Annotated in this window: 9 protein-coding genes; 8 read left to right on the forward strand and 1 reads right to left on the reverse strand. The window is 59.9% G+C overall.

Annotation, left to right across the window (positions count from 1 at the left end):
* Positions 1-48 precede the first annotated feature (48 nt).
* The 7 genes from ACX3YD_RS04120 to ACX3YD_RS04150 all read left to right on the forward strand — a co-directional run bounded on the left by ACX3YD_RS04120 (position 49) and on the right by ACX3YD_RS04150 (position 11,224).
* The gene (locus tag ACX3YD_RS04120) at positions 49-1,233 is read left to right on the forward strand and encodes an MFS transporter (protein WP_458959316.1); all 1,185 of its coding nucleotides are present in this window, start codon (positions 49-51) and stop codon (positions 1,231-1,233) included.
* Between the two features lie 144 nt (positions 1,234-1,377).
* Positions 1,378-3,060 (forward strand): fatty acid--CoA ligase, encoded by a 1,683-nt coding sequence (locus ACX3YD_RS04125; protein WP_458959317.1) that lies wholly within the window; start codon positions 1,378-1,380, stop codon positions 3,058-3,060.
* A gap of 339 nt (positions 3,061-3,399) precedes the next feature.
* Complete coding sequence (locus ACX3YD_RS04130) at positions 3,400-5,286, forward strand: DUF1302 domain-containing protein (RefSeq protein WP_103405141.1); 1,887 nt, start codon at positions 3,400-3,402, stop codon at positions 5,284-5,286.
* 28 nt (positions 5,287-5,314) lie between these two features.
* Entirely contained in the window at positions 5,315-6,679 is a 1,365-nt protein-coding gene (locus tag ACX3YD_RS04135) for a DUF1329 domain-containing protein (protein WP_047533054.1), read from the forward strand.
* Between the two features lie 245 nt (positions 6,680-6,924).
* Positions 6,925-9,663 carry a LuxR C-terminal-related transcriptional regulator gene (locus tag ACX3YD_RS04140; RefSeq protein ID WP_458959318.1) on the forward strand — a complete coding sequence of 913 codons (2,739 nt, stop codon included), beginning with the start codon at positions 6,925-6,927 and terminating at the stop codon, positions 9,661-9,663.
* A gap of 88 nt (positions 9,664-9,751) precedes the next feature.
* The gene (locus tag ACX3YD_RS04145; RefSeq protein WP_458959319.1) at positions 9,752-10,393 is read left to right on the forward strand and encodes an MBL fold metallo-hydrolase; all 642 of its coding nucleotides are present in this window, start codon (positions 9,752-9,754) and stop codon (positions 10,391-10,393) included.
* A gap of 102 nt (positions 10,394-10,495) precedes the next feature.
* The gene (locus tag ACX3YD_RS04150) at positions 10,496-11,224 is read left to right on the forward strand and encodes an OmpA family protein (RefSeq protein ID WP_047533045.1); all 729 of its coding nucleotides are present in this window, start codon (positions 10,496-10,498) and stop codon (positions 11,222-11,224) included.
* Between the two features lie 174 nt (positions 11,225-11,398).
* Here the strand turns inward: ACX3YD_RS04150 and ACX3YD_RS04155 are convergent, their stop codons facing one another.
* Complete coding sequence (locus ACX3YD_RS04155; RefSeq protein ID WP_047533043.1) at positions 11,399-11,833, reverse strand: Z-ring associated ZapG family protein; 435 nt, start codon at positions 11,831-11,833, stop codon at positions 11,399-11,401.
* Positions 11,834-11,977: 144 nt separating this feature from the next.
* Between ACX3YD_RS04155 and ACX3YD_RS04160 the strand changes: the two genes are divergently transcribed.
* Positions 11,978-12,607 (forward strand): alpha/beta hydrolase, encoded by a 630-nt coding sequence (locus ACX3YD_RS04160; RefSeq protein ID WP_103405144.1) that lies wholly within the window; start codon positions 11,978-11,980, stop codon positions 12,605-12,607.
* Positions 12,608-12,628: the final 21 nt, after the last annotated feature.

Below are 12,628 nucleotides of genomic sequence, written 5' to 3' on the forward strand. Positions count from 1 at the left end.
TCGCCAACTTAGCATAGGTCGCTCACTCCAACGTAAAAGCGTGCCGCGATGAACCAGTCCAGAAACGTAATCCGCTACATCAATGCCGCCCATGTGATCGACCACATGTTCATGCTCATATTTCCCGCCGCGGTGCTCGGCATGACGCAGGCGTTTGCCCTCGATTTCGCGGCGCTGATCGGCTTGTCCCTGGGCGGATTCATCGCCTTTGGCGCTTGTTCCTTGCCGGCCGGCTGGCTGGGGGATCACTGGAGCCGACGGCGAATGATGCTGGTTTTTTTCTTCGGCATTGGCGCTTCAGCGATTTTTACCGGCTTGAGTCACAGCGCGCCGATGTTGGTGCTGGGTCTGACGCTGATCGGTATTTTTGCAGCGATCTACCATCCGGTGGGCACCGCGATGCTGGTGGCCTACGCACAAAACCGTGGCCGGGAGATCGGCATCAATGGCATGTGGGGCAACCTGGGCGTGGCGTTTTCTGCGCTGATCACCGGGCTGCTGGTGGCGCACTTCGGCTGGCGTGCGGCGTTCATTCTGCCGGGTGTGGTGGCGATGGTACTGGGTGTCGGGTTCGCCTTGCAGGTGCGTGAGGAGCCTGTCCCCAAGCGTCCCCACACGCCGCTCAAAGGGGCGGGCGGCCAGCGAATCTCCATGGCGTTGGTGTTCGGCGTGCTGGCATTGGCCACGGCGACCGGCGGCGTGGTGTTCAACGCGACGACGATGACTTATCCGAAACTGTTCCAGGAGCGGTTGCATGAGTTGTTCGCTTCGCCGCAAACCTTGGGGGTCGTGGTCAGCCTGGCTTATGCCTTTGGCGCCGTGGCTCAGTTGAGCATTGGCCGGGTATTGCATCGCTTCAGTCTCAAGTGGCCGTTCGTGGTGCTGACGATGTGCCAGGCGCCGCTGCTCTACGCACTCGCCTATGGCGAAGGCTGGGGCGTGATTGCGTTGGGGGCGGCGTTCATGTTCGTGGTGTTCGGCCAAGTCACGGTCAACGATGCGATGGTTGCCAATTTCGTTGCGCCTCAATGGCAGTCACGGGTCTTTGCGTTGCGTTACTGCCTGTCTTTCGGCGCCAGCGCCACCGCCATCCCTCTGATCTCTTACGTCGAACCGGTCCATGGATTGGTCGGGCTCTATCTGATTTTGGCGGCGATTGCGGCATTGACCTTCGTCGCGGCCCTGGTCTTCCCGCGCACGCCCTCGGAGGCTTTGGCAGGACAAACGGCCTGAGCCCTGTGCATACCGACAAATGCTGGCGCAACGCCAGCATTTGTGCGGCTCTGCAAATCATTCCTTTGGCTGATTTGGCTGGCGATCAAGGGCACTAGAGTGCTTGCTTTCAGCCACGACCGTGCAGTCAGAAAAGGGATTCTTATGTTGCAGACTCGCGTTATCCCCCCAGCCGAAGGCGCTTACCAGTATCCGCTGCTGATCAAACGGCTGCTGATGTCCGGCGCGCGCTATGAGAAAACCCGCGAGATCGTTTACCGCGACCAGTTGCGCTACAGCTATCCGACCTTGATCGAACGGGTCGCTCGGTTGGCCAATGTGCTGACAGAGGCCGGGGTCAAGCCTGGGGACACCGTGGCGGTGATGGATTGGGACAGCCATCGTTATCTGGAATGCATGTTTGCCATTCCGATGATCGGCGCGGTCATCCACACCATCAACGTGCGCCTGTCGCCGGAACAGATCCTCTACACCATGAACCACGCCGTGGACCGGTTTGTACTGGTCAACAGCGAGTTCGTGGGGCTGTACAACGCAATTGCCGGGCACCTGACCACGGTCGAGAAAACCCTGCTGCTGACCGACCTGCCGGAAAAGACCGCCGACCTGCCGAACCTGGTCGGCGAGTACGAGCAACTGCTGGCGGCCGCGAGCCCGCACTACGACTTCCAGGATTTCGACGAAAACTCGGTCGCAACGACTTTCTACACCACCGGTACCACCGGTAATCCTAAAGGCGTTTACTTCAGCCATCGACAACTGGTGCTGCACACCATGGGCGTGTCGACGATCATGGGCGCGATCGACAGCGTGCGCCTGCTGGGCACCAACGACGTGTACATGCCGATCACGCCGATGTTCCATGTGCATGCCTGGGGCCTGCCCTATGTGGCAACCATGCTCGGGCTCAAGCAGGTTTATCCCGGGCGCTATGACCCGGAGTTTCTGGTGGAGCTGTGGCGCAAGGAAAAGGTCTCTTTCTCTCATTGTGTGCCGACCATCCTGCAAATGGTCCTCAATGCCAAGGCAGCGCAAAACACCGATTTCGCTGGCTGGAAAATCGTCATCGGCGGCAGTGCACTCAATCGTGCCCTGTACGAAGCGGCGAAGGCCAAGGGCATTCAGTTGACGGCCGCTTATGGCATGTCGGAAACCGGGCCGCTGATCTCCTGCGCGCACCTCAACGACGAGTTGATGGCCGGCACCGAAGACGAGCGCACCACCTACCGGATCAAGGCTGGCGTGCCGGGGCCACTGGTGGAAGCGGCGATCATCGACACCGAGGGCAATTTCCTGCCCGCCGATGGCGAGACCCAGGGCGAACTGGTGCTGCGTGCGCCGTGGCTGACCGAGGGGTATTTCAAAGAGCCGCAGAAGGGCGCCGAGCTCTGGGCCGGGGGCTGGCTGCACACCGGTGACGTGGCGACCCTGGACGGCATGGGCGTGATCGACATTCGCGACCGGATCAAGGACGTGATCAAGACCGGCGGCGAGTGGGTGTCCTCCCTGGACCTGGAAGACCTGATCAGTCGCCATGTGGCGGTACGCGAAGTAGCAGTGGTGGGCATTGCCGATCCGCAGTGGGGCGAGCGGCCGTTTGCCTTGCTGGTGGTCCGCGAAGGCCATGTTATCGATGCCCGGGAACTCAAGGAACACCTCAAACCGTTCGTGGAACTGGGGCACCTGAGCAAGTGGGCGATCCCGAGTCAGATCGCTCTTGTTACTGAAATTCCCAAGACCAGCGTCGGCAAGCTCGACAAGAAGCGAATTCGCGTCGATATCACCGAATGGCAAGCCAACAACAGCACCTTCCTTTCCACGCTTTAAGCGTGTTCCGGCGTGCCCAAAAGGGCACGCCGGCCCCACCAAGCAAGCGCTTGGCTTGTCAAATCAGAAAATTAAGCCATCCTTGCCCTGCCGACGGGCGTCGGTCTGGCAAAAGGACTGTTCCAGAGTGGCTGACAGGTGCAAATCACACTTTAGAGGGATCAAGCACTACTACCTGCTGGCTATAGTCCGCTCAAGGATTTTTAAGAACGGAGCAAACGCACAAAACGGGGCGATGCAATTTTGGAATGACTTCGGGATGCCTTGGCTCCCCGTCATCCACAACGTTTTTAGAAGTGCTCACTGCCATAACAATAAAATGCACATGGAGTAGCGTCGATGACATCAGTAAATCAGTTCTGGCGCCGGGCGAAACTGCCTCTGGCCGTCAGTCTTGCCTCTACGCTCGCCGGGCCAGCATTCGGCGTCAGTTTCAACGTTGGTGAAATCGAAGGCCAGTTCGACTCGTCCCTGTCCGTTGGTGCCAGTTGGTCTACCCAGCAGCCGAACAAGAACCTCATCGGCGTCAACAACGGCGGCCATGGCCTGTCCCAGACTTCCGATGACGGTCACCTGAACTTCAAGAGCGGTGAAACCTTCTCGAAGATCTTCAAAGGCATCCATGACCTGGAACTGAAGTACGGCGATACCGGTGTCTTCGTCCGTGGCAAATACTGGTACGACTTTGAGCTCAAGGACGAAAGCCGTCCGTTCAAGGACATCAGCGACGACAATCGCAAGGAAGGCGCCAAGTCTGCTGGTGGCGAGATCCTCGATGCCTTCGTTTATCACAACTATTCGATTGCCGATCAGCCAGGTTCCGTGCGTCTGGGCAAGCAGGTGGTGAGCTGGGGTGAAAGTACCTTCATCGGCGGCGGCATCAACTCCATCAACCCGATCGACGTGTCCGCGTTCCGTCGTCCGGGTGCCGAGATCAAGGAAGGCCTGATCCCGGTCAACATGTTCTACGTGTCCCAGAGCCTCACCGAAAACCTGTCGGCCGAAGCGTTCTACCAGCTGGAATGGGACCAGACCGTCGTTGACAACTGCGGCACCTTCTTCTCTCAGCCGGACATCATTGCCGACGGCTGCGACAACAACCTGCGTGTGCTGAACAAACGTTCGACCATTCCGGCCGCAGCCTTGCCTACGCTGACCCGACTGGGCGTCGACGTCGACAACGAAGGTGTGCTGGTGCGTCGTGCCGGCGACCGCGATGCACGGGACAGCGGCCAATGGGGCGCGTCCTTCAAGTACATGTTCGATCCGCTGGACACCGAATTCGGTGCCTATTTCATGAATTACCACAGCCGTGCGCCGATCTTCAGCGCCACCGGTGCTCCTGCGTCGACCTTTGCCGGGGTCAGGGCGCTGCCGGCGCAGTTGCAAGCACTGGCGCCGCTGATTGTCGCGGGTAACTCGAGCTACTTCGTCGAATACCCGGAAGACATTCGCCTGTACGGCTTGAGCTTCTCCACCACCCTGCCTACCGGTACGGCGTGGAGCGGTGAAGTCAGCTACCGCCCGAACGCACCGGTGCAGCTCAACTCCACCGACATCCTGTTCGCCGGCGTACGTCCTTTGGGCGGCGCGCTGACCAACGCTTCGCTGCTTTCTGCACCACCGGGCACGGATCTGCACGGCTATCGCCGTAAGGAAATCACCCAGTTCCAGACCACCCTGACGCACTTCTTCGATCAGGTCATGGGCGCCAGCCGTCTGACCCTGGTCGGTGAAGTGGGCGTGACCCACGTCGGCGGCCTGGAAAGCACCTCCGACGTCCGCTACGGCCGTGATCCGGTCTACGGGCCTGGCGAGCTGCCTGCCACCGGCGGCCAGAACACCTGCGTGGCGCTCAACACCAGCACCATCAACGGTGCAGGTCCAGGTGCTGCAACCAACAACCGCAGCCGTAACTGCAACGATGACGGCTTCACTACCGCCACTTCCTGGGGTTATCGCGGCCGGGCCATCTGGGAATACAACGACGTTTTCGCCGGCGTGAACCTCAAGCCCAACGTCGCCTGGTCCCATGACGTGAGCGGTTACTCCCCTGGCCCTGGCGGCAACTTCGAGGAAGGTCGCAAAGCGGTCAGCCTGGGTCTGGACGCCGAGTACCAGAACACCTACACCGCGAGCCTGGCTTACACCAACTTCTTCGACGGCAAGTACACCACCGTGGATGACCGCGACTTCGTTGCGCTCAGCTTCGGCGTGAACTTCTAAGCACTGTATTTTCAGGACGAACGCACATATGAAAATAACAAAGAGTCTGTTCCACGCCGGTGTTCTGGGGCTTTCGCTGCTGGCGACCAGTGTCATGGCGGCGGTCCCGGCAGCCGAGGCGGACAAACTGGGCAAGAGCCTGACCCCCATGGGGGCCGAAATGGCGGGTAACGCCGACGGTTCGATTCCGGCCTGGAAACCCATGCCGAAGAACGCCGGTTCCGTCGACAGCAAAGGTTTCCTGTCCAATCCGTACGCCAGCGAAAAACCGCTGTTCATCATCACGGCGCAGAACGTCGAGCAGTACAAGGACAAGCTCGCCCCGGGCCAGTACGCGATGTTCAAGCGTTACCCGGAAACCTTCAAGATGCCGGTTTACCCGTCCCATCGTGGCGCTACCGTGCCGGATGACGTGTTCGCCGCCATCAAGCGCAACGCCACCAATACCAATCTGGTATCCGGCGGCAACGGTCTGGAAAACTTCGAAACCGCAGTGCCGTTCCCGATTCCGAAAAGCGGCGTTGAAGTCATCTGGAACCACATCACCCGCTATCGCGGCGGCAGCGTAACCCGCCTGGTCACCCAGGCTACGCCGCAGCCAAACGGCTCGTTCAGCCTGGTGTACTTCCAGGACCAGTTCGTGTTCCGCGACAAGATGAAGGACTACGACCCGAAAAACCCGGGCAACATCCTGTTCTACTTCAAGCAGAAAGTGACCGCTCCGGCACGTCTGGCCGGTGGTGTGCTGCTGGTTCACGAAACCCTCGACCAGGTTAAGGAGCCGCGTTCGGCCTGGGTCTACAACGCCGGTCAGCGCCGTGTGCGTCGTGCGCCGCAAGTGTCCTATGACGGGCCGGGTACCGCAGCCGATGGCCTGCGTACCTCCGACAACCTGGACATGTACAACGGTGCGCCGGATCGTTACGACTGGAAACTCGAAGGCAAGAAAGAGATGTACATCGCCTCCGACGCCTACAAGCTCGACGACCCGAATCTGAAGTACACCGACATCATCAAGGCCGGTCACATCAACCAGGACCTGGCGCGTTACGAGCTGCGCCGCGTCTGGCATGTGGTCGCCACCTTGAAGGAAGGTCAGCGCCATATCTATGCCAAGCGTGACTTCTACATCGACGAAGACACCTGGCAAGCAGCGGTGATCGATCACTACGACGGTCGTAACCAACTGTGGCGTGTCGCCGAGGCTCATGCCGAGAACTACTACGACAAGCAAGTACCGTGGTATGCGCTGGAAGCCTTGTACGACCTGCAATCGGGCCGTTACCTGGCATTGGGCATGAAGAACGAAGAAAAGTCCGCGTACGACTTCGGCTTCACGGCCACCACCAGCGACTTCACCCCGGCAGCCTTGCGTCAGGATGGTGTTCGCTAACGTGCACTGAACAGAGGCCGCATCCTCTAGAAACGCCCCGACTGGTTCGGGGCGTTTTTTTTGTGCGTTGATAAAGCTGGCGGCCTCATTTCAACGTCGGCGCCATGGAGTGAAACGAGGCTGTGATCTTTTGTTCGTAGACTTTTTGTAGTCATTTGTAGCAACAACCTTCATAACCACTTCGTTTACCGCTAGTCTGCGGACATCTGCAACGCCGCCATCCGCAATTCAAACAAGAGCCGGCCATGACTGATCTGTCCCCACCACCAGGTCCTGCAAGCGTTGCCGTCGCCACGCTGGCCGGGCGTTTTTTCCGGCCACCCTTGCCCGACGGCCATGTGCTGCGGCCTCGTCTTTGCGAGCGTCTGAGTGCCGGGCTCAATGGTCGGCTGTTACTGGTCAGTGCACCGGCAGGGTTCGGGAAAAGTTCGTTGGCGGTGGAGTTCTGTCAGTCGCTGCCGGCCCATTGGCAAAGCCTTTGGCTGGGATTGAGCCCGCGAGACAGTGATCCGGGTCGATTCCTCGAACGCTTGCTCGAAGGCCTTCAGGACTATTTTCCACAACTGGGCAGGCAGTCCCTGGGGCTGTTGAAGATGCGCCAGCGGCATCAGCCGTTTGCTTTCGAGGAATGGCTGGACGGTTTGCTCGACGAGCTGGCGGTGCACCTTTCGACAGCGACGCCGCTGTTACTCGTGCTCGATGACTATCATCTGGCCCAGGGGCCGGTGCTTGATCGCTGCCTGCAGTTTTTCCTCAACCATTTGCCCGACGGCTTGCTGGTCATGGTCACCAGTCGCCAGCGCCCTGACTGGCATCTGGCGCGGCTGCGCTTGTCGCGGCAACTGCTTGAGCTGAATGAACAGGACTTGCGCCTGACCCACGACGAAGCCTTGACCTTGCTCGACCGGCACAGCAGTTCATTGCGCGGTGAGGCCCTGGAGAGCTTGATCCAGCGCAGCGAAGGTTGGGTAGCCGGGTTGCGCTTCTGGTTGCTGGCGGCCTCGGAGGCCGGCAGCCAAGGAGCATTGCCCCAGGCGCTACACGGCGGAGAGGGATTGATCCGCGATTACCTGCTTGAAGAAGTGATCGATTGCCTGCCCGCCGAGGTTCAGTCGTTCCTTTACGACACGGCGCCCCAGGAGCGTTTTTGCAGTGAGCTGTGCGACGCCATTCGCGACGCGCATGACAGCGCCGAGATCCTGCGTTTTCTGGCGGCACACCAGGTTTTTCTGGTGCCACTGGACGAACACGGCCACTGGTATCGTTATCACCATCTGTTCTCCGATCTGCTGCGCACGCGGCCTACCGCACAGCCAGTGGTGCCGGCCGCGAGCCTGCACCTGCGTGCCTGTCGCTGGTTCAACGCCCAGGGTCTGCTCGACGAAGCGGTGGAGCAGGCCTTGCGCGCCGGACACCTGGATGTGGCGGCGAACCTGGTACAAAACCTTTCCGAAGAGCAATTGCTGGCCGAGCAAAACGTCGGCATGTTGCTGCGCTGGAAAATGGACTTGCCCGACAGCTTGCTGATCAGCACGCCGCGTCTGATCGTCCTCTACAGCTGGGCGTTGGGGCTGGCCTGTCAACTGGATGCGGCCGAGGAGCTGTCGAGCCATTTGAGCCGCTTCCTGCCGGCCCCGTCAGCCACGGCGCAGAAATCCATGCTGGCGCAGTGGCTGGCACTGAGCGGGATCATTGCTCGCGGGCGCGGCAACCGCGAGCTCACGCTGCTCTATTGCAGCGAGGCGCTGGAAAGCCTTCCGAGCAAACGCTACGGGCAGCGTTTGATGTGCCTCTCGACCCTGTCCAATCTCGCCATCGCCGATGGCGACTTGTGGCGTGCACGCGAGTTGAACCGGGATTCTCTGGAGTTGGCACAGCGGGTTGGCAATCCGTTGTTCGAAGCGCTGGCTCACTACGACCGCGCCCGAGTGCTGCAGGCGCGCGGGGAAATCCTTCGTTCACTGGATGAAGTCCGTCAAGGTTTGCAACGTCTGCAAGGTTTATCTCCGCAACGGCTTTATGCGGTACGCGCGAGACTGGCCTTGTATGAAGGATTTCTGCTGGCGCAGCGCCTGCAACCACAAGCGGCGAAGGCGCGATTGCAGGTCGGGTTGAGCGAGGCACGTGCCTGTCGCGACATCAGCGTGCTGATCGGCCACTGCGTGATCGCGCGGCTGGAAGGCAGCAGTGGCGAGTTTGCCAAGGCCTTTGCCGAGCTGGCCGAAGCCGAACGGCTGATGCACATTTGGGACGTGCCGCCCATCTACTATCTGGCGATGATCACACTGGTCAAATGCGAACTCTGGCTGGCCCAGGGGCGCACCGATCTGGCCGAAGCATGGCTGACGAGATTGAGTCAGACCTACAACGGCGAACACCCGGCGGCGCCTCCTGAATTCCACCCGCAACTGCCACTGCACATCGAGCTGCAGCAAGCTTTGCTGGAGGTTATTCAGGGCCAACCGATGCTGGCCGAGGGGCGTTTGAATGCTTTGCTCGAACGTGGTCAGCAAACCGGTCGGCAGTTGCTCAGTACGATGGCACTGACGCAAATCACCTCGTTGTTGCTGAGCACTGGGCGCGAACCCGAGGCTCGAAAGGCCTTGGGACAGGCCTTAGAGGCGGCTGCCGGTGGCGTGCTGCAACCGTTCGACAGGTTGTTGGCCGAGCACCCGGATTGGCTGCGTGGACAGCTTCAACTCTGTGCGCCGACGACCGTTTGCCAGGACCTGGCCGAGAAACTTCCGACGCCCGTGGTCCGCCCGGCGCTGGAATCCACCGCAGCGACAGAACAGCTCAGTACGCGGGAACTGTCTGTGCTGCGCCTGATCGCCCAAGGCTGTTCGAACCAGGAAATCAGTGATCAGCTGTTTATTTCCCTGCACACGGTCAAGACCCACGCCAGCCACATCAACAGCAAGCTCGGGGTGGAGCGGCGTACGCAGGCGGTTGCACGGGCGAAGGAGTTGGGGGTGCTGGGTTAAGGGTGAAACTAAAGTTACACAGGGCGGTAAATTGCCGGGCGCCGATTTGTGCGAACATTACCCATCCCTGTTGATTGAGCCCTCTGCGATGTCCCCGCCAACCACCCTCATTCGAGAAACCTTCCCCGTCGGCCCTTTGCAGTGCAACTGCACAATCATCGGCGATCCGGTAACGAAAAAGGCCATTGTTGTCGACCCGGGAGGCAACCATGAGTTGATCCTGGCTCGGCTCGATGCATTGGGCCTCAAAGTGGTCAGCATCATTCACACTCACGCGCATCTCGATCACTTCCTGGCCTCCGGTCAGTTGAAGGAGAAAACCGGCGCCACCTTGCACCTGCACAAAGAAGATCAATTCCTCTGGGACAATCTGGAGATGCAGTGCCAGATGTTCGGCGTGCCCTACACGCCAGTGCCATCACCGGACCGTTGGCTGGCCGATGATGAAGAGCTGGCTTGCGGTTGCGGTGTGGCGCTGCACACGCCCGGGCATACGCCGGGGTCCATGAGCTTCTGGTTTTCCGACGCGAAGCTGTTGATTGCCGGCGATACCCTGTTTCGCCGCGGAGTGGGGCGCACGGATTTGTGGGGCGGCGATCAGGCGACTATCGTGCGCTCGATCAAGCAGCGTCTGTACACCCTCGACGAGGAAGCCATCGTGGTGGCCGGCCATGGTCCCGACACCCGGCTCGGCGATGAAATGCGCGAGAATCCTTTTGTTCGGGTTTGAATTGTAACGGGCGGAATTTTTGCTCGGCGAGACGATCCAACGCCCGCAATGGTTCGATGCTTAAGTTCGTTGCACCACAGAATGTAAAAGTAGGAGCTCTACATGTTCACCACGCGTCGTTTGATTATTGTTGCTACTGCCGTGGCGCTGTTGTCCGGTTGTGCCTCGCCCAACCCGTACGACGGCCAGGGTCAGGCGGATAGCGGCTCCACGGGTATGAGCAAAACCGCCAAATACGGTGGTCTCGGCGCTCTGGCAGGTGCTGTGGCGGGTGCGGCCATCAACCACGATAACCGTGGCAAAGGGGCATTGATCGGCGCGGCGCTGGGCGGTGCCTCCGCTGCCGGTTATGGCTATTACGCCGACCAGCAGGAGAAAAAACTGCGGGCCAGCATGGCCAATACCGGTGTTGAAGTGCAGCGCCAGGGCGATCAGATCAAACTGATCATGCCGGGTAACATCACGTTCGCCACCGATTCGGCGAACATTGCTCCGAGCTTCTACCAGCCACTGAACAACCTGGCCGGCTCGCTGAAAGAGTTCAACCAGAACCAGATCGAGATCGTCGGTTATACCGATAGCACCGGCAGCCGTCAGCACAACATGGACCTGTCCCAGCGTCGTGCGCAGAGCGTGGCGACCTACCTGACGTCGCAAGGCGTGAGCGGTGCCAACCTGAGCGCCCGTGGCGCCGGCCCGGATAACCCGATTGCCAGCAACGGCGACGTCAATGGCCGTGCGCAGAACCGCCGTGTCGAGGTTAACCTCAAGGCGATTCCGGGTCAGCAGTATGGCGGCCAGCAACAAGGCACCGTCCAGCAATACCCTTGATCGCCTGACTGAATCCCAGGCGTGAAAGAGCCGCCCGATCCTTAATAGATCGGGCGGTTTTTTGTCGTTGATTGCGGCCCCATCGCGAGCAGGCCCGGCAAAGAAGACTTCAAAAACAAAAAAAAGCCCTCGGACGATCACTCGTCCGGGGGCTTTTTCATACCTGAAACCAGATTACTTCTTCAGGCCGTAATGCTCGTCGAGCATGCCCGGTGCGTTCGGGGCTTTAGGCGCGTAGTCACGCGGTGGTTCCTGATTGCGCGGCGGCGTCAGGCGTTCCCGTGGAGCCTGCGCCGCGTCGGCGTGCAGGGAGGCCAGCAGGCGTTGGCGGGTCTGCTCGTCCAAGGCCAGGCGGTTGGCGCCTTCGGCGAGATGATCCTGCACTTCCTGGTAGCTCTGAGTCAGTTTCTTGACCAGTGTTGCAGTGCTGTTGAAGTGGGTCACCACCTCATTCTGATAACTGTCGAAACGTTCCTGAATATCGTCCAGCTGACGTTGCGTGCTGCTAGGCGCGGCATTCGGCGCAAGGCGAGCGATCAGGAATCCAATGGCGACACCCACAACCAGGGCAAGAGTCGGCAACAACCAAACTAAGAGCGAGTGTTCCACGAGTCCTTCCTCTATAAACGGCTTTGCTTTACGTTAACGGCTCGAACCTGCGCTGTATACCGCGATTCACTCGCAATAGACAGCGACAGACAATTTGCTAGACGAGTCGACCCGATTCGAGGTCACGGAGTTCCTTCCTTGCTTATGCGTGAAACCCCTGTAGTGATTGATGGCCCGGTCGGTCAACTGGAAGCACTTTACCTGGATAACGAACAGCCGCGCGGCCTGGCGCTGATCTGCCATCCTAACCCGGTGCAGGGCGGCACCATGCTCAACAAAGTGGTCTCGACCCTGCAGCGCACCGCACGCGATGCCGGTTTGATTACCCTGCGTTTCAACTACCGTGGCGTCGGTGCCAGCGAAGGCACCCACGACATGGGCACGGGCGAAGTCGATGATGCCCAGGCCGTGGCCAAGTGGTTTCGGGCCCGGCACCCGGATTTGCCACTGAACCTCTTCGGTTTTTCCTTCGGCGGTTTTGTCGCCGCCAGTCTCGGCGGGCGCCTGGAAGCGCAGGGCGAGCGTCTCAAGCATCTGTTCATGGTCGCGCCGGCGGTCATGCGCCTGGGGGATCAGGATCAGCTGCCGCAGAACGGCGAACTGACCCTGATTCAGCCGGAAACCGACGAAGTCATTGATCCGCACCTCGTTTACCAATGGTCCGACAAGCTCGAACGTCCCCATGAGCTGCTGAAAGTGGCAGAATGCGGACACTTTTTTCATGGCAAGCTGACCGATCTCAAGGATCTGATCCTGCCGCGTCTTTCGAAATGATTGCAGTCTGACAAGCGATTA

The organism is Pseudomonas fluorescens group sp. PF-1, from assembly GCF_054481335.1.